The organism is Citrobacter sp. Ce104 (assembly GCF_030334595.1).
In the GTDB taxonomy this organism is placed as follows: domain Bacteria; phylum Pseudomonadota; class Gammaproteobacteria; order Enterobacterales; family Enterobacteriaceae; genus Citrobacter; species Citrobacter europaeus.
Genome location: NZ_JAOWDP010000064.1, coordinates 207562 through 233150 on the forward strand (window position 1 = coordinate 207562; position 25589 = coordinate 233150).

The window sequence follows — 25589 nt, forward strand, 5'->3', positions numbered from 1 at the left end:
GGAATTATCCTGCCATATTTACATAATCTTAACGAAAAGGGGGAGCGCCCTCCCCCTGATTCAGACGTGTTCCAGCGTTGGATAAGATTGCAAACACTGGATACTCAGCGTCAGCGTTGTCAGGCAGTTTTCCAGTTTCTCTGCGTTAACGGCGATGAAGGTTGGACAATCGTGATGTCCACTCATAAGACAAACAGCGGCGGCGGCTAACGCCCCTTCAGCACGATGAAGGGCATTCCACTCTTCCTGATCAAGATGCATACCGTGAAGCTGTGATTGTTCGTGCAATTCGCGATTCAGCACAAAAAAATTATCACGCAGACGATCGCTCTCGCTAACTGACATGTAGCCTTTCGCTTTTCTCAACAGCAGATAAGCGGCAAGTTCGATACGGGCGTTTATCAATTTGTTGAGAAGATCGGTTCTCAGTCTGTCAACAACCATACTTTGTTCCTCCTCTTTCCAACCATGGTGCAACTTAATAGTATGGTTGTTTTTTGAACAAATAGATGTCCTACATCAACAAAGCTCAATTGATTAACATAATTTACAATGTTACAACTCCAGACGGTGTGCTCAGCGAAAATGGTCAGTGTCTGACTGGCCTGACATTTTTTGCTATACCTGATGTGATTACTGCCGTGGCGCTGATTATGAGGGGTGTATGTCGAAAGCAAATGATGCAGAGAAAATTCGCACGCTATCAAAAATTGATCTCAATCTACTGACGATTTTCTGCTTGATCTATAGCGTCGGCAGCATTTCCAGGGTCGCGGACATGTTGAACATTTCGCCCTCTGCCGTCAGCCAGTCCCTGAGAAAACTGCGAGAAATGATGGGGGATAATCTGTTCGTCCGCAGCGGAAATGCGCTGTTACCGACGGTCTACTCTGATGAGCTTTATGATAATACAATCCCAATTATCGACAAACTGTCGTCGCTGATGCCGCTTTCCACGCCTGCCGCCAAAAAAAGGCTAACGCTCTACACGGAATCTTTTATTTCCCCTATCGTCATTCCCGAAGTTACCGCCAGGATAATCGATACCGACGCCGATATCAGTCTCCTGCACCTCACCGCCGACCTGAATGAACAGAGCATTATTGAGTTATTGAATATGCGCCAGGCAGATGCCGTTTTTTCAACTTTTTCCGTTGAGTCAGCAAGCCTTTCATGCCAGAAAATATGCGATATGCGGCTGGTACTGGCGGCATCAAAAAATAACGCTTTATACGGCAGCACCATTAGCGAAGCGCAATTCAGAAACGCGAACCTGGTGGGTTATAATACCAAGAATGAAAAAATCATTTACCATCGCAGCATTGTGGATAAAAAATTCAGAACCGGGGAGCGCTGCCTGCTTACCTCATCATTTACGGCGATACTGACGATTGTCTCCAATACCCATTGTATAGGGGTGATCCCGGAAAAGGTATTTGCAACACATGCTCATCTGTATGGGCTGAAAAAAATAAACACGCCGTTTCCCCTGCCGCAATTTAGTGTGTTTGCTTCATCGCGCAAAGACAGCAATACCCATAAGATCCTCTCCCCCATTCTCGCCGATTTGCAAACTGCCTCCCTGTTATAAAATCCAGGGAGGCCCAGCGTTAGGGAAATTGCTATACGCGAATTTTAGCTATGCGCCAGATATGGTCGGCATATTCCTGCACCGTTCTGTCCGATGAGAAATACCCCATGTTGGCAATATTATGCATCGTCTTTGTCGTCCACTCGCGAGGAGTTCGATACAACTCATCCACCGCATCCTGGCAGTCCACATAGCTGCGGTAATCCGCCAACACCTGGTAGTTGTCACCAAAGTTGATCAATGAATCCAGCACGTCTCTGTAACGTCCAGGCTCCTGCGGGCTGAACATACCTGTACCGATTTGCGTCAGCGCCTGGTGCAGTTCTTCATCATTTTCAAAGATCCGTCGCGGGTCATAGCCATCACATCGTAAGGCTTCAACCTGATTAGCCGTGTTACCAAAGATGAAGATGTTATCTTCCCCAACATATTCGCGCATTTCAATATTCGCACCGTCGAGCGTGCCAATGGTCAACGCGCCATTCATACCAAATTTCATATTGCTGGTCCCGGAGGCTTCCGTCCCGGCCAGGGAAATTTGTTCTGACAGTTCGGCTGCCGGAATAATTAGCTGAGCAAGACTAACGCTGTAATCCGGAATAAAGACCACCTTCAGTTTGCCGCCTGTTTGCGGGTCATTATTGACTAGCTGCGCCACATCGTTAATTAAGCGAATAATTTGCTTCGCCATGTAGTAAGACGAGGCGGCTTTTCCGGCAAAAATATTGACACGTGGAACCCAATTGGCATCCGGCGCGGCTTTAATCCGGTTATAGCGCGTGATCACGTGAAGCACATTCATAAGCTGCCGCTTGTATTCGTGAATACGTTTCACCTGCACATCAAACAGCGCATTTGGATCCACCACCACGCCGTAATGGCTGGCAATATGTTGCGCCAGTCGCTGCTTATTTTCATGCTTCGCCCGGCGTACCGCCTCATTCACCGTCGGATAGTCTATATACTGCTTCAACTCGCCTAATTGCATTAATTGGGTCCGCCAGCTTTCACCAATATTATCATCCAGTACATTGGCTAGCGCAGGGTTTGCCAGCGCCAACCAACGCCGCGCCGTAACACCGTTGGTTACGTTGGTGAAACGCAAAGGAAAGATACGCGCAAAGTCAGCAAACAGGGAGTCGGTCATCAGCTTTGAATGCAACGCCGACACGCCATTTACCTTATGACTGACAACCACCGCCAGCCAGGCCATGCGCACCACGCGCCCATTAGATTCATCAATCAGCGATACGCGCTGCAACAGTTCGCTGTCATCGCGATAGCGCTCCTGTAACGTCTTCAGGAAGCGATCGTTTATCTCAAAAATAATCTGCAAATGACGCGGCAAAATTCGACTTAACATTTCTACCGGCCAGGTTTCCAGCGCCTCACTCATCAATGTATGGTTGGTATAAGAAAAAATCTGACAGGTCACGTCAAACGCGTTATCCCAACTAAACTGGTGATGATCAATCAGCAAACGCATCAGCTCAGGGATCGCCAGCACTGGATGCGTATCATTGAGGTGAATCGCGATTTTATCGCACAGATTATCGTATGTGCGGTGCAACTGATAATGACGGCTCAGGATGTCCTGAATCGTAGCCGATGCCAGGAAATAGGCCTGGCGTAAACGCAGCTCACGTCCTGCATCGGTCGAATCATCCGGGTACAGTACTCGCGAGATCCGATCAAAGTGGTATTTGTTTTCCACTTCCGTAGCAAAGTCTTCCTGCTGATTTAGTTTGCCCGCATTAACCTCACTATTTACCTGAACGTTCCACAACCGTAATGTGTTGGTGGTATCCGTCGCATAGCCGGGAATAATTTGGTCATGGGCCACCGCCAGAATATCTTCAGTTTCAAGCCAGCGGGTTTTATTCCCTTCTTGTTGCAGTCGCCCACCAAAACGCACTTTATAATGTGTATTATGACGTTTGAATTCCCACGGATTACCGTATTCTAACCAATAGTCCAGCGACTCTTTTTGTACGCCGTTGACGATATTTTGTTTAAACATACCGTAGTTATAGCGAATGCCGTATCCACATCCCGGCAGGCCAAGCGTTGCCAGAGAATCAAGGAAACAAGCCGCCAGACGACCAAGACCGCCATTCCCAAGTCCGGGATCGTTTTCTTCGTCAATCAACTCTTCCAGTTCAAGTCCCATTGCCTCCAGCGCGCTTCTGATTTCATCGTAAATACCTAACGACAGCAGCGCATTCGACAGCGTGCGGCCAATTAAAAACTCCATCGACAGATAATAAACCTGGCGCGCATCCTGAGAGAATTGAGCCCGATTAGAACGGTGCCAACGCTCGACCATTCGATCGCGAACCGCATATAACGTCGCATTAAGCCACTCCCGCTTCGTCGCGATGGCGGGATCTTTGCCAACAGTAAATAAGAGTTTATTAGCAATATCGTCTCTCAGTTTATCAACATCAGAGTCCGTCGCGAGCGGTAGTGGCGAAATATACATATTAACGTTACCTTTCAAATTTTGCAGGATGGGTAATAGACAGGTGAATTATTTAAACTCTGGGTTTGCGAGCGTCAGTTTTTTGTCGAATAATTTCATGACTGGCGATAAACGTTAATTCTGTCATTAATACACGCCAACTTAAGCCTGTAGCCAGTGAGATATAATATAAACTCACACCATTAGCATAAAGAGTTTTCGCCATTTCAAGTTTCGACTGCAAAACAATATCTTTCAAATTTAACCTCATTAATAACGCTCGACGAGATAAAATTTACGATAATTAATTTCTACAGCCAAGAAGTGGCACTTAAAGCCGGAATTAGACTCGCTAAACACCTTCCGCTAACCGATCCACTATTTATGGGTATTGGTCCTTATTCTCCCGGTCTTATGCTGATCAGATATAGATGTACCGTGAAGGCATCTGTATAATCGCCCGATTACGAGCAATGTACAGTATAAGAAAATGGCAAAAATTGGTTTTATATCACTAGGTTGTCCGAAAAACCTCGTCGATTCCGAGCGCATCCTGACCGAACTTCGTACCGAAGGCTATGATGTTGTGCCAAGCTACGACGACGCGGATATGGTTATCGTTAACACCTGCGGTTTTATCGACAGCGCGGTTCAGGAGTCTCTGGAAGCAATCGGCGAAGCGCTGAACGAAAACGGCAAGGTGATCGTCACCGGCTGTCTGGGCGCGAAAGTCGATCAGATCCGTGAAGTTCACCCAAAGGTGCTGGAAATCACCGGGCCGCACAGCTACGAACAGGTTCTGGAGCACGTTCACCACTATGTGCCAAAACCTAAGCACAACCCGTTCCAGAGTCTGGTTCCTGAGCAGGGGGTCAAGCTGACTCCGCGCCATTATGCCTATCTGAAAATTTCTGAAGGCTGCAACCACCGCTGCACGTTCTGCATTATTCCGTCGATGCGTGGCGATCTGGTGAGCCGCCCGATTGGCGACGTCCTCAGCGAAGCCAAACGTCTGGTGGATGCAGGCGTAAAAGAGATCCTGGTCATTTCTCAGGATACCTCCGCCTACGGCGTGGATGTGAAGCATCGCACCGGTTTCCATAACGGCGAGCCGGTCAAAACCAGCATGGTTGATCTGTGCGAGCAGTTATCAAAACTGGGGATCTGGACGCGTTTGCATTACGTCTATCCCTACCCGCACGTTGACGACGTGATCCCACTGATGGCGGAAGGGAAAATTCTGCCGTATCTGGACATCCCGCTGCAGCATGCCAGCCCGCGAATTCTTAAACTGATGAAACGCCCAGGTTCCGTGGACAGACAGCTGGCGCGCATCAAGCAGTGGCGTGAAATCTGCCCTGAACTGACGCTGCGCTCCACCTTCATTGTCGGTTTCCCGGGTGAAACGGAAGAAGACTTCCAGATGCTGCTCGACTTCCTGAAGGAAGCACGTCTGGATCGCGTGGGCTGCTTTAAATACAGCCCGGTAGAAGGCGCTGGCGCCAATGATCTTCCGGACCAAATCCCGGAAGAGGTGAAAGAAGAACGCTGGAACCGCTTTATGCAGTTGCAACAGCAGATCTCTGCTGAACGCTTGCAGGAGAAAGTGGGCCGCGAAATTCTGGTTATCGTTGATGAAGTTGACGAAGAAGGCGCGATTGGTCGCAGTATGGCTGACGCCCCGGAAATCGACGGCGCGGTATACCTGAATGGCGAAACTAAGGTGAAACCTGGCGATATCATCCGCGTGAAAGTCGAAAACGCAGATGAATACGATCTGTGGGGCACCCGCGTTTAAATAAGCGTAAGCCAACTGCAGACCGGATTAGGCGTTTCGCCGCATCCGGCAAGGCCTGATGACGATGCTAATGCGTCTTATCAGGCCTGTGATTTACCCTTTAATTTTCGGGTCCAGCGCGTCGCGCAGACCATCTCCCAGCAGGTTAAACGCCAGCACCGTCAGGAATATCGCCACTGCGGGGAAAATCGCCACGTGCGGCGCGATCACCATATCAGCGCGTGCTTCATTGAGCATGGCCCCCCACTCCGGGGTCGGCGGCTGCGCGCCCAATCCCAGAAATGACAAGCTCGCGGCAGAGATAATCGACGTGCCAATTCGCATGGTAAAAAAGACCACTATCGATGAAACCGTACCCGGCAGGATATGGTTAAAAATGATGGTCGCATCGCTGGCGCCAATACTGCGCGCAGACTCAATAAAGGTCTGCTGCTTCAGCACCAGCGTATTTCCGCGCACCAGGCGTGCGAAGGCAGGAATGGAGAAAACGGCCACGGCAATGATCACGTTCGCAATGCCGCTGCCCAACACGGCGACGACGGCTATCGCCAGCAAAATCCCCGGAAAGGCGAACAGCACGTCGCAGATACGCATAATCAGTCTGTCCCACCAGCCTTCATAGTATCCTGCCAGCAGACCCAACACCGTGCCAATCGCCGCACCAATAAACACGGCAAAGACCCCTGCCGCCAGCGAGATTTGCGCGCCAACCAGCACGCGGCTAAAGATATCCCGTCCCAGTGAGTCAACCCCAAACCAGTGCAGCATCGACGGTCCGTCATTCAGACGGTCATAATCGAAGTAGTTCTCGGCATCAAATGGCGTCAGCCAGCGCGCAAAAATCGCCAACGCTATCAGCAACAGGACAAACAGTCCCGCAAACATCGCCATGCGCTGACGGCGGAAACGACGCCAGAATTCATGCCACGGCGTGCGGATCTGCTCAGGCTTAACAAGGGGCATCGCATTTAAAATCGCCTGTCGGCGCCAGTTAAAAAATCGCATCCTTACTTGTACCTGATAGCCGGATTAATGGCGGCGTAGAGCACATCAACCACTAAGTTAATAAGAATAAACTCCAGAGAAAACAACAGCACCTCGGCCTGAATCACCGGGTAGTCGCGCATTTCAACTGAGTCCACCAACAGCCGCCCAAGCCCTGGCCAGTTGAATACCTTCTCAACCACAATAGATCCGCCGAGCAAAAACCCAAACTGTAGCCCCATCATGGTGACCACCGGGATCATCGCATTACGCAGACCATGTTTTAACACCACCCAGGTTTCACTCACTCCTTTAGCCCGCGCGGTCCGCATATAATCTTCACTGAGCACATCGACAAACGACGCGCGGGTAAACCGGGCCAGCACCGCAGCCACCGCCGCGCCCAGCGTAATAGACGGGAGGATATAGTGCAGCCAGGTGTCAGCACCAACGGTGGGTAACCAACCGAGCTCAACGGAGAATATCTGCATGAGCAGCATGCCAAGCGCAAATGCCGGGAACGAGATCCCGGTGACCGCCAGCGTCATACTCAATCTGTCCGGCCAGCGATTGCGCCATACCGCGGCAATAATCCCTGCCGTCATGCCAAATAACACCGCCCACGCCATACTGGCAATAGTCAGCCATAGCGATGGCATAAAACGACTGGCTATCTCTTCTGAAACAGGGCGACGAGAAACCATCGAGGTCCCAAAATCGCCTTGCAATACATTGGTCATGTAATGCCAGAACTGAACATGCAGCGGCTGGTCCAGACCCAGTTGCTTGCGCACCAGTTCAATCACCTCGGCGTCAGCTTCCGGTCCGGCAATCAGCCGGGCCGGATCGCCGGGTAGCAGGTGAACAAATAAAAACACCAGCACCGCAACAATCAACAGAGTTGGAATCAACCCCAGCAGGCGCTTGAAAACATAGTTAAGCATCACACTCCCTTCGTCGGCCCCTGGGCTGCGGGGCCGAATGAATAGCTTATTTTAAATCCGCATCATCAAAGCTAAATCCGGTATCCGGCATAATCCAGAACCCGGTCAACCTGGTGCTGTGCGCCGAAATCAGTTTTTCCACTACCAGCGGGATCCACGGCGACTCTTTCCAGATAGTATCCTGCGCATCCTTGTACAGCTTCGCTTTCTGCGCAGGATCGTTGGTTTGCAACGCTGCCGCTAAATCACTGTCCACCTGCTTGTTGCTGTAGAACGCCGTATTAAACAGAGTCGGCGGCCAGTTTTGTGATGCAAACAGCGGCGACAGCGCCCAGTCAGCTTCACCCGTAGAGGCAGACCAGCCGGTGTAGAACATCCGTACTCCGCTCTCTTTTTGCGCTTTTCCTTCAACTTCCGCGGCGCGTTGTCCGGCATCCATCGCTGTTACCTGAGCCTTAATACCCACCTGCGCCAGCTGCTGCTGGGTAAATTGCAGCACTTTCTGCGCCGTACTGTGGTTATGCGAAGACCATAACGTGGTGGTAAAACCGTTCGGATAACCTGCTTCTTTCAGCAGTTCCCGCGCTTTCGCCGGGTCGTATGGCCATGGCGTATAGCTTTGCGCATAGGCTATCGACGGGGGGAGAACGCCGGTTGCCGGCGTCGCGTAACCGGCAAAAGCCACTTTCACCAGCGCCTGGCGGTTGATGGCATAATTCAGCGCTTCACGCACCTTCGGGTTGTCGAATGGTTTTTGCGTGACGTTCATGCTGATATAACGCTGCATGATAGACGGACTAGCCACCAGTTCCAGGTTTTTGTTCTTCGCCAGTAACGCCGCCTGCTCGTAAGGGATCGGGAAAGCAAACTGCGCTTCCCCGGTCTGCAGCATGGCCGCACGCGTGTTGTTGTCGGTCACTGGACGCCATGTAATCGTATCCAGCTTTGGCAGCCCTTGCTGCCAGTAGCCCGCGAACTTCTTAACCTTCACAAAATCCGTCTGATTCCAGGTATCAAGCTGGTACGGCCCGGTCCCCACTGGGTGGAAACCTATCTCCTTACCGTATTTCTCCAGCGCGGCGGGAGAAATCATCGCCGTTGCCGGATGCGCCAGAATATTGATAAAGGCAGAGAACGGCTGTTTCAGCGTAATCTTCACCGTCGACGGATCGACGACTTCGGTTTTATCGATATTCTTATACAGATTGTAACGTTTCAGATGGTTTTCCGGATTACTGGCCCGGTCGAGGTTAGCTTTAACCGCATCGGCGTTGAAGTCAGTGCCATCCTGAAACTTCACGCCCTGACGCAGCTTAAGGGTGTAAGTCAGGCCATCATCAGAAACCGTATAGCTCTCCGCCAGCACGTTTTTCAGCTTCATCTCTTTATCAAGGCCAAACAGCCCCTGATAAAACGACTTCGCTACCGCCTGCGACAGCGTGTCGTTCGCGTCGTAGGGGTCGAGCGTGGTGAAATTAGATCCTACCGCCACCACCACATCCTTGGCGGCCCAGCCAGGTGTTGCGGCCAGCGCAGAGGCCACACCCACAGCAACCAGCCATTTTCGAGCAACAATTTTTGTCATGTTATTCTCCTTAAACCCTGCCTGCCTGTTATAAACGCGAAAGCGCATTTTCTGGTTGCCCACGCGCGACATAATGCCCCGGGCCAACTAACTGTAGTGAAACGGGGGGAATCTCTTCGCCGCGTTTGCGGATATTACTGGGGATATCATCCGACAACAGCACGCGCTGGGGCCGGTGATGCGATGGATCGGCAACCGGGACCGCCGCCATCAGTTTGCGGGTGTATGGGTGCTGCGGATTTTCAAACACCGCGCGCCGGGAGCCGATCTCGACAATCTGCCCAAGGTACATTACCGCCACACGGTGACTGATCCGCTCCACCACCGCCATATCGTGGGAAATAAACAGGTATGCAATCCCCAGTTCACGCTGCAGGTCGAGCAACAGGTTGATAATTTGCCCGCGAATCGAGACATCCAGCGCCGAAACGGATTCATCGGCAATGATCACCTTGGGATTGAGCGCCAGCGCCCGGGCAATGCAGATACGCTGACGCTGACCACCGGAAAACTCGTGCGGATAGCGCCAGGCATGCTCAGGGAGCAATCCTACGCGCTTCAGCAGCCAGGCAACTCGTTTTGCCGCCGCATCCCCTTGCAGTAATCCATGCACGCGCAACGGCTCTAAAATGGAATATCCTACGGTCTGACGCGGATCGAGCGAAGCATAGGGGTCCTGGAAGATAAACTGAATATCCCGACGCAGCGGCTGTAGCTTACTGGCGGCCAGGGTATCGATACGCTGGCCATTGAAGATGATTTCTCCACGCTGAGACTCTACCAGACGCAGTAGCGCCCGCCCGGTGGTGGATTTCCCGCAACCCGACTCCCCCACCAGCGAGAGCGTTTCTCCGGGCCACAGGTCAAAGCTGACGTTTTCAACCGCATGCACCTCGCGAGTCACCCGATTAAGAATGCCGCTGCGCAAAGGAAAACGCGTTACCAGATTACGTACCTGCAGAATAGGCTCGCCTTCAACCACGGTGTCCTGCTCGGTCTGCGGTTCTACATGACTGGGATCGTGTAATGATATAAGTGGGAAACGGCGCGGATACTCTTGTCCACACATCGCGCCAAGCTGCGGCACAGCGGCCAACAGCGCTTTGGTATAGGGGTGCTGAGGAGCATGAAAAATCTGCTCAACGCTGCCGGTTTCTACCGCCTCACCCTGATACATCACCAGCACGCGGTCGGCAATATCCGCCACGACGCCCATATCGTGGGTAATAAAAATCACGCCCATCGACATATCCTGCTGCAACACTTTTATCAGTTGCAGGATCTGCGCCTGGATAGTGACATCCAGCGCGGTGGTCGGCTCATCGGCAATTAAAACCGCAGGGCGACAAGACAGCGCCATGGCGATCATCACCCGCTGACGCATGCCGCCGGAAAGCTGGTGCGGATAACGCGATAAAATCGCCTTCGCCTCAGGGATACGGACCTGATCGAGCATCCGTTTAGCTTCCACCATCGCCTCTTCGTGGCTGGCCCCCTGATGCAAACGGATTGACTCGGCAATCTGCTCACCCACGGTGAATACCGGATTGAGCGATGTCATCGGCTCCTGGAAGATCATGGCGATATCCGCGCCGCGTACGTGACGCATCTGCGACGCGCTCTGCTCACCCAGCTCAATAACCTGTCGGTTACGGCGTCGTAGCAGCATTTCATCGCAACTCACCTCGCCGCCTGCCTGTTCAATCAGACGCATCAGCGACAAGGCTGTTACCGATTTTCCTGAACCGGATTCGCCCACGATCGCCAGCGTTTCGCCACGCTTCAGGCGAAATGACAGATTGCGCACCGCACTGACGCGCTGCTGCTCCTGTTCAAAGGCAATATTCAGATTGTTGACTGCCAGCACGTCGCTGGCGTCAAGCTCATCACTGTGTGGCAACGGTATCTCCTTTTTCCCGATAAATACCGGTGGTTGGCGTATCGCCTGCGTATCCCCAGGCGCGGTACATGCCTTCGCTGTTAAATGGCAGGGCGACGTTGCCCTCGTGGTCGATGGCAATTAAACCGCCGCTGCCGCCGAGCGCCGGTAATTTCTCCATTACTACGCGTTCACACGCCTCCGATAAACTCAGGCCGCCGTAGTCCATCAACGCCGCAATATCATAGGCCGCCACCGCACGAATAAAGACTTCCCCGGTTCCGGTGCAGGAGACAGCCACACTTGCATTATTGGCATAACAGCCTGCGCCGACCAGTGGACTGTCCCCCACCCGACCGGGTAATTTGTTGGTCATTCCGCCGGTCGATGTTGCCGCCGCCAGATTGCCATACATATCCAGCGCGACCGCCCCTACGGTACCCATTTTGGTGTTTTCATCCAGTGGGCTCGCGCTATGATCCAGTAGCGTTTCACCTGCCGCTTGCGCCGCCAGCAGTTGAGCATAGCGTTCTGGCGTCGAGAAAATATCCGCCGATACGTGCTCCATACCGTGCGCAATGGCAAATTTTTCAGCCCCTTCACCGATCATCATGACGTGCGGGCTGTGTTCCATCACCAGGCGCGCCGCGAGAATCGGATTTCTCAGATGACTGACCCCGGCGACGGCTCCCGCATTCAGCGTATTGCCGTCCATCACGCAGGCGTCCAGTTCATGGGTTTCATCACGGGTATATACCGCGCCAATTCCGGCATTAAACAACGGACACTCTTCCAGCAAGCGCACGGCTTCGGTCACTACATCCAGTGCGTTACGACCGTCCTCAAGCATCCGCTGGCCGGTTTCAACAATATCCGACAGCGCCTGTATATAACGCAACTCTTGCTCCTGGCTCAGCTGCGAACGGGTGATAGCCCCTGCGCCGCCGTGAATTGCAATGACTGCTTTACCCATTTTTTTCGTCCATCAGGTGGCAGATACCGGGGTTATAAATATCAGAATTTCTGTGACTTATTGATTCGATTTTTGAATATAGAAAGATGCAGACGTCATGTAAAGGTAAAGGCCAGCACCTAAGACTGAGGTGGCATACTGTCCGCGTCCATTTTCTGACATAATAAGCGGATTCGATTTTGCCCCGCAGGAGTCTTCTCATGGAATTTACCGCCGGACTGATGCCGCTTGAAACGGCTCTCTCTCAGATGCTGTCGCGTATTACCCCGCTTACCGCTGTTGAAACGCTGCCGCTGGTTCAATGCTTTGGCCGCATTCTGGCCACCGATGTCGTCTCCCCGATTGATGTGCCGGGATTCGATAACTCGGCAATGGATGGCTATGCGGTGCGATTAGCCGATTTACAGTCTGACCAGCCTCTGGCTGTGGCAGGCAAAGCTTTTGCCGGTCAGCCTTTCCATGGCGAGTGGCCTGCGGGAACCTGCATCCGCATTATGACTGGCGCCCCGGTGCCTGTCGGTTGTGAAGCGGTAGTGATGCAGGAGCAAACGGAACAAACCGACGACGGTGTGCGTTTTACCGCCGAGGTCCGCAGCGGACAAAATATTCGTTTGCGCGGCGAAGATATTGCCAATGGCGCGGTGGTGTTTCCCTCCGGGACGCGCCTGACCACCGCCGAGCTTCCCGTGCTGGCTTCGCTCGGTATTGCCGAAGTCCCCGTTGTGCGTAAAGTCCGCGTGGCGTTGTTCTCTACAGGCGATGAGCTGCAGTTGCCGGGTCAGCCGCTGGGAGACGGACAGATTTATGACACCAACCGTCTGACCGTTCACCTGATGCTGCAGCAGTTGGGCTGCGAAGTGATCAACCTGGGGATCATTCGCGACGATCCCAACGCGCTACGCGCCGCGTTTATCGAAGCCGACAGCCAGGCCGATGTCGTCATCAGTTCCGGCGGCGTTTCCGTAGGCGAAGCGGATTACACCAAAACCATTCTGGAAGAGCTGGGAGAAATTGCCTTCTGGAAGCTGGCCATCAAACCGGGCAAACCGTTCGCCTTTGGCAAACTGAGCAACAGTTGGTTTTGCGGCCTGCCGGGTAACCCGGTGTCTGCGGCCCTCACCTTTTATCAACTGGTACAACCGCTGCTGGCAAAACTCAGCGGCAACACCGCCTGCGGGCTGCCTGCGCGCCAGCGCGTACGTACCGCATCACGCCTGAAGAAAACGCCTGGCCGTCTGGATTTTCAGCGCGGTGTGTTGCAGCGCAACGCAGAAGGCGAACTGGAAGTCACCACCACCGGACATCAGGGCTCGCATATTTTTAGCTCCTTTAGCATGGGCAACTGCTTTATCGTACTGGAGCGCGATCGCGGTAACGTCGAAGCCGGAGAATGGGTTGAGGTCGAGCCGTTTAACGCACTGTTTGGAGGCCTGTAATGGCGGAACTCAGCGACCAGGAGATGATGCGCTATAACCGGCAAATCATTCTGCGCGGCTTCGATTTCGAAGGTCAGGAAGCGCTCAAGGAGGCGCGGGTACTGGTCGTTGGTCTGGGGGGACTGGGATGTGCAGCAACCCAGTACCTTGCGGGCGCTGGCGTCGGGCATTTAACCCTGCTCGACTTTGACACGGTCTCCGTGTCGAACCTCCAGCGCCAGACACTGCACAGCGATGCGACCGTTGGACAGCCAAAGGTGCTCTCCGCCCGCGACGCACTGACGCGGATTAATCCATACATCGCCATTACGCCGGTGAATGCGCTGCTGGAAGATAGCGAGATTCTCGCGCTTATTGCCGGGCACGATTTGGTGCTGGACTGTACGGATAACGTCAGCATCCGCAATCAGCTGAATGCCGGATGCTTTGCCGCCAGGGTTCCGCTGGTTTCTGGTGCGGCAATTCGCATGGAAGGACAAATTACCGTATTTACGTATCAGGAAGGGGAGCCCTGCTACCGCTGCCTGAGCCGTCTGTTCGGTGAAAATGCCCTGACCTGCGTCGAGGCCGGAGTGATGGCCCCGCTGATCGGCGTGATCGGCTCATTACAAGCGATGGAGGCCATTAAGCTGCTGGCAAACTACGGTAAACCGGCGTCGGGAAAAATCGTCATGTACGACGCCATGACCTGCCAGTTTCGCGAAATGAAGCTGATGCGTAATCCGGGGTGTGAGGTTTGTAGTCGGTAATAAAGTCGGGTGGNCGGCTCGAACGTAGGCCAGGTAAGCGTTAGCGCCACCCGGCAACAGCATCAGATCGATGTACGACCGAATGCACTCTGCCAGTCGTGCTCGAACTTCGCTACGGCAGCATCAACGGCCGGAGAGCTAATCATCTGCTGAGCGACATCCAGCGGCAGCGTGATGGACTCGCAACCCGCCAGCAGGCAATCCAGCGCCTGACGAGGTGTTTTGAAACTGGCTGCCAGGACTTTGGCGTGTGGGGCATGCATTTTCAATAAGGCCTGCAGATCGTTCACCGTCTGAATGCCGTCTCCCCCCTGCGCATCCACGCGGTTAACGTAGGGCGCCACGTATTCCGCCCCCGCCAGCGCAGCGAATAGCCCTTGAGCGGCGCCGTATACGGCGGTACCCAGCGTCGGGATGCCCTCTTCTTTCAGCAATTTAATGGCCGTCAGACCTTCTGCCGTCACCGGCACTTTAACTACGATATCCGCGATGATTGCCCGCAGTTTACGCGCATCGCTGACCATACCTTCGGCGGTGGTCGCCATTACCTGAGCAAACAGTCGTCCTTGCCCTCCCATCGCCTCCTGCAGTTGCGGCAGTAACACCTCCAGCGTCTGCTTACCTGCCGCCACAATGCTTGGGTTAGTGGTCACCCCTGCCAGCGGAAAAACACGCGCCAGCGCTTTTACCGCGGCAACGTCAGACGTATCTAAATAGAGTTCCATAACCTTTCCTTAAACGAATAATTGCATGGATAAAAGGTAGCACGGCGAAACCTCACAGTTAGTTGACGCACGTCAATATAACTTTCATTCGAAAGTAATTTAATCTTTATACGAAAGAAAAGAGGCCGCTTATGATTTTCAATATCCAGCGCTATTCCACGCATGATGGTCCCGGGATCCGTACCGTGGTGTTCCTTAAGGGATGCTCCCTGGGCTGTCGGTGGTGCCAGAATCCGGAAAGCCGCGCACGCACGCAGGATCTGCTCTATGACGCGCGTTTGTGCCTCGAGGGTTGCGATCTTTGTGCTCAGGCAGCACCGGAGGTGATTGAACGGGCGCTAAGCGGATTGCTGATTCATCGCGAAAAACTGACCGATGACGCGCTTACCGCGTTGACCCACTGCTGTCCGACGCAGGCACTGACCGTCTGCGGAGAGATAAAAAGTGTGGACGAGATCATGGCGACCGTAATGCGTGACAAACCGTTTTACGACCGCAGCGGAGGGGGCCTCACCTTATCCGGCGGTGAACCGTTTATGCAGCCAGAACTGGCGGCAGCGTTGCTCAAAGCCAGCCACGATGCCGGCATTCATACGGCGGTAGAGACGTGTCTGCATGTTCCGTGGAAGTATATTGAACCGTCATTACCTGACGTCGATCTGTTCCTGGCCGATTTAAAACATGTGGCCGACGCCCCGTTTAAACAGTGGACCGATGGGCGTGCCTCTCGCGTACTGGAAAATCTAAAAAAACTGGCCGCCGCTGGTAAAAAAATGATCATCCGCGTACCGCTGATTCAGGGATTCAACGCTAACGAAGCCGCTATTCAAGCCATTACCGATTTTGCCGCCGACGAGCTTCACGTCGGTGAGATCCATTTTTTGCCCTACCACACTCTGGGCATCAACAAATACCACTTACTCAGTCAACCCTACAACGCACCGGATAAACCGCTTGATGCGCCTGCGCTGCTCGAATTTGCCCAGCAGTACGCCAGCCTTAAAGGTTTAACCGCGACCCTACGAGGATAATCGCCATGACCACACTGAAACTGGACACACTCAGCGACCGTATCAAAGCGCATAAAACGGCCCTGATCCACATCGTAAAGCCGCCGGTTTGTACCGAGCGCGCCCAGCACTATACCGAGATGTACCAACAGCATCTGGATAAACCCATCCCGGTTCGCCGCGCGCTGGCGCTGGCCCATCATCTGGCGGAACGTACCATCTGGATTAAGCATGACGAGCTGATCGTTGGCAACCAGGCGAGTGAAGTACGTGCTGCGCCTATCTTCCCGGAATACACCGTCTCCTGGATTGAAAAAGAGATCGACGACCTCGCCGACAGGCCGGGCGCAGGCTTCTCGGTAAGCGAGGAGAATAAACGTGTGTTGCACGAGGTGTGTCCGTGGTGGCGTGGTCAGACCGTGCAGGATCGCTGCTACGGGATGTTTACCGACGAACAGAAAGGGCTGCTGGAAACCGGCATTATCAAAGCCGAAGGTAACATGACCTCAGGCGACGCACACCTGGCGGTAAACTTCCCGCTGCTGCTGGAAAAAGGTCTCGACGGCCTACGCCACAAAGTCGATGAACGTCGTTCCCGCATCAACCTGACATGTCTGGAAGACCTCCATGGCGATCAGTTCCTGAAAGCGATAGATATCGTGCTGGAGGCCGTCAGCCTGCACATTGAGCGCTTTGCCACGCTGGCACGTAAAATGGCATCCACAGAAACTCGCGCCAGCCGTCGTGATGAACTGCTGACCATTGCGGAAAACTGCGATGTGATCGCCCATCAGCCGCCAAAAACGTTCTGGCAGGCGCTGCAGTTGTGCTATTTCATTCAGTTGATCCTGCAAATTGAATCTAACGGTCACTCGGTGTCGTTTGGTCGTATGGATCAGTATCTCTATCCGTTCTATCGTCGTGACGTAGAACTGAACCAGAGCCTCGATCGCGAGCACGCCATTGAGCTGCTGCACAGCTGCTGGTTGAAACTGCTGGAAGTGAACAAAATCCGTTCCGGCTCCCATTCGAAAGCATCGGCGGGCAGTCCGCTGTATCAGAACGTAACCATTGGTGGTCAAAATCTGGTTAACGGTCAGGCGATGGATGCCGTCAACCCGCTCTCCTACGCGATTCTGGAATCCTGCGGCCGACTGCGTTCTACGCAGCCCAACCTGAGCGTGCGTTATCACGCAGGGATGAGTAATGACTTCCTGGATGCCTGCGTGCAGGTGATCCGCTGCGGCTTCGGGATGCCAGCCTTTAACAACGATGAAATCGTCATCCCGGAATTCATTAAGCTTGGCATTGAACCGCAGGACGCCTATGACTATGCAGCTATTGGTTGCATCGAAACCGCCGTTGGCGGCAAATGGGGCTACCGCTGCACCGGCATGAGCTTTATTAACTTTGCCCGCGTAATGCTGGCGGCGCTGGAAGGTGGTCGTGATGCCACCAGCGGCAAAGTCTTCCTGCCACAGGAAAAAGCGCTCTCAGCCGGTAACTTCAACAATTTCGACGAAGTGATGGACGCCTGGGATGCGCAGATTCGCTACTACACGCGTAAATCTATCGAAATCGAGTATGTCGTCGACACCATGCTGGAAGAGAATGTACATGATATTCTCTGCTCCGCGCTGGTAGACGACTGCATCGAGCGCGCGAAAAGCATTAAGCAAGGCGGCGCAAAGTATGACTGGGTATCAGGTTTGCAAGTGGGTATTGCCAACCTCGGCAACAGCCTGGCGGCAGTGAAGAAACTGGTCTTTGAACAAGGTGCTATCGGTCAGCAACAGCTGGCCGCCGCGCTGGCCGACGATTTTGACGGTCTGACCCATGAGCAATTACGCCAGCGACTGATCAACGGCGCGCCGAAATACGGCAACGATGACGATAGCGTTGATACGCTGCTGGCCCGCGCTTATCAGACCTATATCAGTGAATTAAAACAGTATCATAATCCGCGTTACGGACGTGGCCCGGTTGGCGGCAATTACTACGCCGGGACCTCGTCTATCTCCGCAAACGTACCGTTTGGCGCGGCAACGATGGCAACGCCGGATGGCCGTAAGGCGCACACCCCGCTGGCGGAAGGCGCAAGTCCGGCCTCCGGGACGGACCATCTCGGCCCAACGGCGGTAATTGGCTCGGTGGGAAAACTGCCGACCGGTTCAATCCTCGGCGGCGTGTTGTTAAATCAGAAACTGAACCCGGCCACGCTGGAGAATGAATCCGATAAGCAAAAGCTGATGATCCTGCTGCGTACCTTCTTTGAAGAGCACAAAGGCTGGCATATTCAGTACAACATTGTCTCGCGTGAAACGCTGCTGGAAGCCAAAAAACACCCGGATCAGTACCGCGACCTGGTGGTCCGTGTAGCAGGTTATTCCGCCTTCTTCACCGCGCTGTCACCGGATGCGCAGGACGATATCATCGCCCGTACTGAACACATGTTGTAAAAACCCCCGCCCGGTGACGCTGCGCTTACCGGGCCTACATATTCTCCCCCTTAGCCGGGTAAGACGAAGCTGTCACCCGGCCTTTTACTTTCATTCGAAATTAAATTTGTGCCACAGGTCACATTGTTATTAGAATGTTTCTGGTTGCAGTTATAAGCCAGGAGCAAATATGACCATCAAAGTTATCGTCACCGATATGGACGGAACTTTTCTCGACGATGCCAAGCAATACGATCGTCCACGTTTTATGGCGCAGTATCAGGAACTAAAAAAACGAGATATCGAATTTGTCGTGGCCAGCGGCAACCAGTATTACCAGTTGATCTCTTTTTTCCCGGAGCTCAAAGATGAGATTTCTTTTGTCGCCGAGAACGGGGCGTTAGTCTTTGAACATGGCAAACAGCTGTTTCACGGTGAGCTCACCCGCCACGAATCCCGCATTGTTCTTGGCGAACTGCTAAAAGATAAGCATCTCAACTTTGTGGCTTGCGGCCTGCAAAGCGCCTACGTTAGCGAAAATGCCCCAGAGTCCTTTGTCGCGTTGATGTCAAAACACTATCATCGCCTGAAACCCGTGAAGGATTATCAGGACATCGACGATGTACTGTTCAAGTTCTCGCTAAATCTACCTGACCAACAGATCCCATTAGTTATCGATCACCTTCATTCAGCCCTTGACGGTATTATGAAGCCCGTCACCAGCGGCTTTGGGTTTATCGACCTGATCATTCCTGGTTTACATAAAGCAAACGGGATCAGCCGTCTGCTAAAGCGCTGGAACCTGTCACCGCAAAACGTGGTCGCGATTGGCGATAGCGGTAATGACGCGGAAATGCTGAAAATGGCGCGCTACTCTTTCGCTATGGCCAACGCTGCAGAGAGTATCAAAGCGATTGCTCGCTATCAGACCGACGACAACAACCATCAGGGCGCGCTGAACGTGATTCAGGCGGTGCTGGATAACACTTCGCCTTTTAACATCTAATCCTGCCAACCGGGGTATCCCTTACCCCGGTTTTCACTCTTTTTCCATTTTGCTCACTCCATCAAGTTTTAAACTTGCGATAACTAAATTTTAACTTATATTATCATCTGTAAGTTAAATGAGTTTCGAATGAAAGTTAATGTGAGGTGGATATGGCTTTTACTTTTACCAGCGACACGTTGCCCGCCGATCACAAAGCGACAATCCGGCAGATGAAACAGCAACTGCGTGAACAGCTTGGAGATGTTCAGTTGATTTTCAATCAGTTGAGCGATGCCATTGCCAATCGCGTGGCGGAAATCAACGCCCTCAAAGCGCAAGGCTCCCCGGTTTGGCCCGTGGTGTCTTATGCAGATATCAACGCGGGTCGCGTAAGTGCAGAGCAGCGTGAAGAAATTAAGCGTCGCGGATGCGCGGTGATTAAAGGCCATTTCCCTCGAGAACAGGCCCTCGATTGGGATCGGTCAATGCTGGACTATCTGGACCGCAACCATTTTGACGATGTCTATAAAGGACCGGGCGATAATTTCTTTGGTACCCTGAGCGCATCGCGGCCTGAAATCTACCCCATCTACTGGTCCCAGGCGCAGATGCAGGCCCGTCAGAGTGAAGAAATGGCCAATGCACAGTCTTTCCTTAATCGTCTTTGGACATTTTCAAGCGCAGGTAAGCAATGGTTTAACCCGGATGTCAGCGTTATCTACCCTGACCGGATACGCCGTCGCCCGCCGGGAACGACGTCCAAAGGGCTGGGTGCGCATACGGATTCCGGCGCGCTGGAGCGCTGGCTTCTTCCGGCGTATCAGCAGGTCTTTGCTAATGTTTTCAATGGTAAGCTGGAAGATTATGATCCATGGCAGGCGGCGCATCGCACCGAGGTAGAAGAGTACACGGTGGATAACACCACCAAATGTTCGGTCTTCCGTACCTTCCAGGGCTGGACTGCACTGTCCGATATGCTGCCGGGTCAGGGATTGCTGCACGTGGTCCCTATTCCTGAAGCGATGGCATATGTGCTGTTACGCCCATTGCTTGATGATGTGCCGGAAGATGAACTTTGCGGCGTCGCGCCCGGCAGAGTCCTGCCGATTTCCACACAATGGCATCCGCTACTGATTGAGGCGTTAACCAGCATTCCGCAACTGAACGCCGGAGACTCCGTCTGGTGGCATTGCGACGTGATTCACTCCGTCGCCCCGGTAGAAAATCAGCAGGGCTGGGGCAACGTGATGTACATTCCTGCCGCACCAATGTGCGAAAAGAATCTGGCTTATGCCCACAAAGTGAAAGCCGCACTGGAAAAAGGCGCGTCGCCGGGTGATTTCCCGCGTGAGGATTATGAAACTAACTGGGAAGGACGCTTCACGCTGGAGGATTTGAATATCCACGGTAAACGCGCGTTGGGGATTATTTAATCTGTAACTTATACCCTTTTCCCTAAGAATCTCGCGTTACAGGTGTAGCCAACACACCTGTAACGCGAAAGACGGCGGGAAAATTATTCGACGCCTTTACTACGCAGATAATCTTCGTAGTTACCGGTGAAGTCGATCACGCGTTCCGGCGTAATTTCAATCACGCGGGTGGCCAGCGAGCTGACAAACTCACGGTCGTGAGAAACGAAGATCAGCGTGCCCTGGTACATTTCCAGCGCCATATTCAGCGACTCGATAGATTCCATATCCAGGTGGTTGGTTGGTTCATCCATGACCAGGATATTCGGTTTCTGCATCATCAGTTTACCGAACAGCATGCGGCCTTTTTCACCACCGGAGAGCACTTTCGCAGGTTTCTTGATATCGTCCTGGCTGAACAGCAGACGGCCAAGGAAGCTGCGCACAACCTGCTCATCATCGCCTTCTTGTTTCCACTGGCTCATCCATTCGAAAACGGTCAGATCGTTTTCGAACTCGTATTCATGATCCTGCGCGTAGTAACCGACCTGGGCGTTTTCAGACCACTTAACGGTACCGTTGTCCGGCTGCAAATCGCCAACTAACGTTTTCAGCATGGTGGATTTACCCACGCCGTTGGCGCCAATGATGGCAACCTTCTCCCCCACTTCCAGCAGCAGGTTGAAGTTTTTAAACAGCGGGCCTTCATCAAAACCTTTCGCCAGCGCTTCCACTTCCAGCGCGTTACGGAACAGTTTCTTATCCTGTTCGAAGCGAATGAACGGGTTCTGACGGCTGGACGCTTTCACTTCGTCGAGCTTAATCTTATCAATCTGACGCGCACGAGAAGTCGCCTGTCGAGATTTAGACGCGTTGGCGCTAAAGCGGCTGACGAAGGATTGCAGATCGGCAATCTGTGCTTTCTTCTTGGCGTTATCAGCCAGCAGACGTTCACGCGCCTGGGTTGCCGCCGTCATGTATTCGTCGTAGTTACCCGGATAAACGCGCAGTTCACCGTAGTCCAGATCCGCCATGTGCGTGCAGACCATGTTCAGGAAGTGACGGTCGTGCGAAATGATGATCATGGTGCTGTCACGCTCGTTCAGCGTCTGCTCCAGCCAGCGGATGGTGTCGATATCCAGGTTGTTCGTTGGTTCGTCGAGCAGCAGAATGTCCGGGTTAGAGAACAGCGCCTGCGCCAGAAGCACACGCAGCTTCCAGCCGGGCGCGACTTCGCTCATCGGGCCGTAATGCTGTTCTACCGGAATACCGACGCCCAGCAGCAGTTCACCCGCACGCGCTTCCGCAGAGTAGCCGTCCATTTCGCCGTACTGAACTTCAAGGTCAGCAACTTTGTAGCCATCTTCTTCGCTCATCTCAGCCAGGGCGTAAATGCGATCGCGCTCCTGCTTCACTTCCCACAGTTCGCCGTGACCCATGATCACGGTGTCAAGCACGGTGAACTCTTCAAAGGCGAACTGATCCTGACGCAGCTTACCGATGCGCTCGTTCGGATCGAGGGAAACGTTGCCCAGCGTCGGTTCGAGGTCGCCGCCGAGAATTTTCATAAAAGTAGATTTACCGCTACCGTTCGCGCCAATCAGGCCGTAACGGTTGCCGCCGCCAAATTTGACGGAAATATTTTCAAACAGCGGCTTACTGCCGAACTGCATGGTGACGTTGCTGGAAACTAACACTGGCGTATCCTGAAAGAGAAAGAAATATGTGACAAACCGCTTATTATGCCATAAGTCTGCAATAAGATCGCCCCCTGATGCTGAAGGGCTAAAATGAGAGTAAAAGGAAAAAAATGTGATTTAGTACACATCCGAATTCCTTGTTGCTCAGATTGCACATATAATGCGTGCCCAACACTACATAAATCTCAACCCACTAGCCTGCCTGGCACTGAATCTCGCATACATGAACATGAATATGAAATTAACAACGCTTTTCGCGGCGGCACTCGCAATAGTTGGTTTTTGTAACACAGCTTCTGCCGTCACGTACCCGCTGCCTACCGATGGCAGCCGTTTAATTGGGCAAAACCAGGTCATCACGATTCCTGAAGGCAACACCCAACCGCTGGAATATTTTGCGGCGGAGTATCAGATGGGTCTGTCTAACATGCTGGAAGCCAACCCGGGCGTGGATACCTTCCTGCCGAAAGGCGGCACGGTGCTGAACATTCCTCAGCAGTTGATCCTGCCGGATACCGTGCATGAAGGTATTGTTATCAACAGCGCTGAAATGCGCCTGTACTATTACCCGAAAGGCACCAACACCGTTATTGTTCTGCCGATTGGTATCGGCCAGTTGGGCAAAGACACGCCAATCAACTGGACTACTAAAGTAGAACGTAAAAAAGCGGGTCCAACCTGGACGCCAACGGCGAAAATGCATGCGGAATACCGCGCTGCGGGTGAACCGCTGCCAGCCGTTGTTCCAGCAGGTCCGGATAACCCGATGGGTCTGTACGCGCTGTATATTGGTCGTCTGTATGCCATCCACGGCACCAATGCTAACTTCGGCGTCGGCTTACGCGTCAGCCACGGTTGCGTGCGTCTGCGTAACGATGACATCAAATTCCTGTTTGAAAATGTACCAGTCGGCACCCGCGTACAGTTTATCGATGAGCCGGTAAAAGCCACTACCGAACCAGACGGCAGCCGTTACATCGAGGTACATAACCCACTGTCTACCACTGAAGCACAGTTTGAGGGCGGGGAAATCGTACCGATTACGCTGAACAAGAGCATTACCAGCATCACCGGTCAGTCTGACGTCGATCAGGCCGTCGTTGAGCAGGCGGTTCAGAACCGTTCAGGTATGCCGGTTCGTCTGAACTAAGCACATACCTGACACGAAAAAGGCGGATAATTCATCCGCCTTTTTATTGCCTCAATGCCGCTATTACATTAGTAACAACAAACCATATCCCACCAGCGCCGCCCATATCAGCATCGGCACCGAATACCAATGAAAACGCCACCAGATCCGTCGGTCGTTTGCCATCCGTAAAGCAATAAGATTCGCCAGCGACCCCGGCAACAGCCCAAAGCCGCCCACATTGACCGCCCAGGCTAACAGCAGCGTTGGCGGGACGTAGTTCAGCAGCAAAATCGTACTGGGAACATTACTGATAAACTGCGAGAGGCCAATGGCGGTCAACCAAAGCCCCGGCGCTGAGAGGATGCCAATCTGATGGGTCATCCCCTGTAAGGCCGGGAGCTGCGTCAGCAAATGCACATCAATGAACATCGCCATAAACACCAACAGCAACGTCCAGTCCACGCTGAGGATCACGCGGCGAGCCAGCACCATGAAACCTGCCGCCACAACCGCCAGGCCCCACAGCCCATGTTTTAACTCCAGTGCCGTCAGGAAGATGATATACAACGCAAGACAGCCCCACACCAGGCGCGGTTGCCAGTCAGGCGCGCGCGTACCGGTATGATAGTGCAAGGCTTTGTGTGGGAAACTGAACCAGCACAGCACCACCAGCGTCAGCATCATGGCCCCCGCAAGCGGTGCCATTTGCCAGATAAACGCGCTAAACGATAAGCCTGAGCGTCCCCACATCAGAATGTTTTGTGGATTGCCTATTGGCGTGAGTAACGATCCGGCGTTTACCGCCAGCGCCTCAAAGATAATCAGGCGATTCACCGGAATGGCGCACAATTTTTTCAGGGTGATGGTCAGCGGAACCACAATAAACAGCGCAACATCGTTGGTCAGAAACGTCGACAGCAGCGCCGCCGCCAGCACCATAAATATCGCCAATTGGCGTTCAGTATTGAAGCGGCGGGTCATCTTGCGCCCTAACACATCGAAGTAACCGCTTAGCTCCACCCCTTTGGTCAGTAACATCAGCCCGCTAAGCGTGATAATCGTGTGCCAGTCAATCGCCCCCGGCCACGACCGGGGCGCAAATGGCGTAAACAGGCTTAGTACAATCCCGACGATGATTAACAACTGAAAAAAACGATCGCGCTGTAAGGCGCGTAATAAAGGAAAACTCATTCAGAGCCTGTTCCTTGCTGTTGCGTAAACCGGCTAAAAGCTTCCAGCGTTTCCTTACTGACGTGGTGCTCCATTCCCTCAGCGTCGCGACGGGCAATTTCCGGGCTGATACCTAACATCAACAGGAAATTCTCTACAATCTGATGACGCTCCCGACTCTCCTGAGCCAGTCGCTCACCTTCTGCGGTTAAAAACACGCCTCGCCAGGGGATCATTTCAATCAATCCGACTGAAGCAAGACGCTTAAGCATTTTAGCAACCGTCGGCTGGGAAACCCCAAGCCGCGCGGCCATATCTACCTGGCGCGCTTCACCAACCTCAATAATGAGATCGGAAATCAGCTCTACGTAGTCATCAATCAGCTCACGGCGATGTGCCTCCCGGACCTGACGAAATCCTTCAACGTGTTCTTCGACATTCACCAATTGCGTCACTTTTTTTGTTGTTGGCGTACCTGCGCGACGACTCATTATGCTTCCTCGTTCCTGTGACGCGTTAACGGCATCTGATTAGAGAGCGCTCATTGTAAACCAGAGTTGCGTGGGCACAAAAAATTAACGTTTTAGCAATAGCTATATAATATAGCCTGTGCT

General features: G+C 53.1%; 21 protein-coding genes. 9 read left to right on the forward strand and 12 right to left on the reverse strand.

The features are described from left to right. Window positions 1–60 precede the first annotated feature (60 nt). Window positions 61–444: a biofilm formation regulator BssR gene (gene bssR, locus OGW16_RS11675; protein WP_006685335.1), complete on the reverse strand. Its 384-nt coding sequence runs from the start codon at window positions 442–444 to the stop codon at window positions 61–63. 220 nt (window positions 445–664) lie between these two features. Between bssR and OGW16_RS11680 the strand changes: the two genes are divergently transcribed. Further along, window positions 665–1591, forward strand: a complete 927-nt coding sequence (locus tag OGW16_RS11680; RefSeq protein ID WP_047412423.1) for a LysR family transcriptional regulator — start codon at window positions 665–667, stop codon at window positions 1589–1591. 31 nt (window positions 1592–1622) lie between these two features. On the opposite strand, the gene glgP is transcribed toward OGW16_RS11680, so the two are convergent. Beyond that, complete coding sequence (gene glgP / locus OGW16_RS11685; RefSeq protein WP_286518474.1) at window positions 1623–4073, reverse strand: glycogen phosphorylase; 2451 nt, start codon at window positions 4071–4073, stop codon at window positions 1623–1625. Window positions 4074–4125: 52 nt separating this feature from the next. Further along, window positions 4126–4311, reverse strand: coding sequence for a glycine cleavage system protein T (locus OGW16_RS11690; RefSeq protein WP_227093261.1), 186 nt, complete (start codon window positions 4309–4311; stop codon window positions 4126–4128). 231 nt (window positions 4312–4542) lie between these two features. On the opposite strand from OGW16_RS11690, the gene rimO reads away from it, so the two are divergent. Then, window positions 4543–5850, forward strand: coding sequence for a 30S ribosomal protein S12 methylthiotransferase RimO (gene rimO / locus OGW16_RS11695; protein WP_003831616.1), 1308 nt, complete (start codon window positions 4543–4545; stop codon window positions 5848–5850). A 93-nt stretch (window positions 5851–5943) separates the two neighbouring features. On the opposite strand, the gene gsiD is transcribed toward rimO, so the two are convergent. The 5 genes from gsiD to iaaA are packed head-to-tail and all read right to left on the reverse strand — an operon-like array spanning window position 5944 to window position 12215. Beyond that, a complete protein-coding gene (gsiD, locus tag OGW16_RS11700; protein ID WP_181633951.1) occupies window positions 5944–6855 on the reverse strand; it encodes a glutathione ABC transporter permease GsiD in 912 nt (303 codons plus the stop codon). Window positions 6856–6857: 2 nt separating this feature from the next. Beyond that, window positions 6858–7778 carry a glutathione ABC transporter permease GsiC gene (gene gsiC, locus OGW16_RS11705; protein WP_032942797.1) on the reverse strand — a complete coding sequence of 307 codons (921 nt, stop codon included), beginning with the start codon at window positions 7776–7778 and terminating at the stop codon, window positions 6858–6860. Window positions 7779–7824: 46 nt separating this feature from the next. Continuing rightward, window positions 7825–9363 carry a glutathione ABC transporter substrate-binding protein GsiB gene (gene gsiB / locus OGW16_RS11710; RefSeq protein WP_047412432.1) on the reverse strand — a complete coding sequence of 513 codons (1539 nt, stop codon included), beginning with the start codon at window positions 9361–9363 and terminating at the stop codon, window positions 7825–7827. A gap of 28 nt (window positions 9364–9391) precedes the next feature. Next, window positions 9392–11263: a glutathione ABC transporter ATP-binding protein GsiA gene (gene gsiA, locus OGW16_RS11715; protein WP_043015710.1), complete on the reverse strand. Its 1872-nt coding sequence runs from the start codon at window positions 11261–11263 to the stop codon at window positions 9392–9394. Then, complete coding sequence (gene iaaA, locus OGW16_RS11720) at window positions 11250–12215, reverse strand: beta-aspartyl-peptidase (RefSeq protein ID WP_213731992.1); 966 nt, start codon at window positions 12213–12215, stop codon at window positions 11250–11252. The genes gsiA and iaaA overlap by 14 nt, the downstream gene beginning before the upstream one ends. 200 nt (window positions 12216–12415) lie before the next feature. Here iaaA and moeA point away from each other — a divergent pair, with 200 nt between their 5' ends. Together moeA and moeB are read left to right on the forward strand one after the other, a co-directional pair. Next, window positions 12416–13651 (forward strand): molybdopterin molybdotransferase MoeA, encoded by a 1236-nt coding sequence (gene moeA, locus OGW16_RS11725; RefSeq protein WP_047412439.1) that lies wholly within the window; start codon window positions 12416–12418, stop codon window positions 13649–13651. Further along, window positions 13651–14400: a molybdopterin-synthase adenylyltransferase MoeB gene (gene moeB / locus OGW16_RS11730; protein ID WP_286518475.1), complete on the forward strand. Its 750-nt coding sequence runs from the start codon at window positions 13651–13653 to the stop codon at window positions 14398–14400. The genes moeA and moeB overlap by 1 nt, the downstream gene beginning before the upstream one ends. Window positions 14401–14462: 62 nt before the next feature. Here moeB and fsa read toward each other — a convergent pair whose 3' ends face one another. Continuing rightward, window positions 14463–15125 carry a fructose-6-phosphate aldolase gene (gene fsa / locus OGW16_RS11735; RefSeq protein ID WP_043015706.1) on the reverse strand — a complete coding sequence of 221 codons (663 nt, stop codon included), beginning with the start codon at window positions 15123–15125 and terminating at the stop codon, window positions 14463–14465. A 131-nt stretch (window positions 15126–15256) separates the two neighbouring features. Between fsa and OGW16_RS11740 the strand changes: the two genes are divergently transcribed. From OGW16_RS11740 to OGW16_RS11755, 4 genes are all read left to right on the forward strand, one after another. Then, window positions 15257–16156 carry a glycyl-radical enzyme activating protein gene (locus tag OGW16_RS11740; protein WP_043015705.1) on the forward strand — a complete coding sequence of 300 codons (900 nt, stop codon included), beginning with the start codon at window positions 15257–15259 and terminating at the stop codon, window positions 16154–16156. Between the two features lie 5 nt (window positions 16157–16161). Next, on the forward strand, window positions 16162–18594 hold the full coding sequence (locus tag OGW16_RS11745; protein ID WP_181230599.1) for a glycyl radical protein: 2433 nt from the start codon (window positions 16162–16164) through the stop codon (window positions 18592–18594). Between the two features lie 169 nt (window positions 18595–18763). Next, entirely contained in the window at window positions 18764–19579 is an 816-nt protein-coding gene (locus OGW16_RS11750; RefSeq protein ID WP_286518476.1) for a Cof-type HAD-IIB family hydrolase, read from the forward strand. A 152-nt stretch (window positions 19580–19731) separates the two neighbouring features. Then, window positions 19732–20994 carry a DUF1479 domain-containing protein gene (locus OGW16_RS11755; RefSeq protein ID WP_286518477.1) on the forward strand — a complete coding sequence of 421 codons (1263 nt, stop codon included), beginning with the start codon at window positions 19732–19734 and terminating at the stop codon, window positions 20992–20994. Between the two features lie 83 nt (window positions 20995–21077). On the opposite strand, the gene OGW16_RS11760 is transcribed toward OGW16_RS11755, so the two are convergent. Then, window positions 21078–22670 (reverse strand): ABC-F family ATPase, encoded by a 1593-nt coding sequence (locus tag OGW16_RS11760; protein ID WP_047412459.1) that lies wholly within the window; start codon window positions 22668–22670, stop codon window positions 21078–21080. Window positions 22671–22902: 232 nt separating this feature from the next. On the opposite strand from OGW16_RS11760, the gene ldtB reads away from it, so the two are divergent. Beyond that, complete coding sequence (ldtB, locus tag OGW16_RS11765) at window positions 22903–23823, forward strand: L,D-transpeptidase (protein ID WP_003035268.1); 921 nt, start codon at window positions 22903–22905, stop codon at window positions 23821–23823. Between the two features lie 63 nt (window positions 23824–23886). Here the strand turns inward: ldtB and OGW16_RS11770 are convergent, their stop codons facing one another. Together OGW16_RS11770 and mntR are read right to left on the reverse strand one after the other, a co-directional pair. Further along, window positions 23887–24996 carry an anion transporter gene (locus tag OGW16_RS11770; protein ID WP_087051509.1) on the reverse strand — a complete coding sequence of 370 codons (1110 nt, stop codon included), beginning with the start codon at window positions 24994–24996 and terminating at the stop codon, window positions 23887–23889. Beyond that, window positions 24993–25466: a manganese-binding transcriptional regulator MntR gene (mntR, locus tag OGW16_RS11775; RefSeq protein ID WP_003035264.1), complete on the reverse strand. Its 474-nt coding sequence runs from the start codon at window positions 25464–25466 to the stop codon at window positions 24993–24995. Before mntR ends, OGW16_RS11770 begins: the two co-directional genes overlap by 4 nt. Window positions 25467–25589 lie beyond the last annotated feature (123 nt).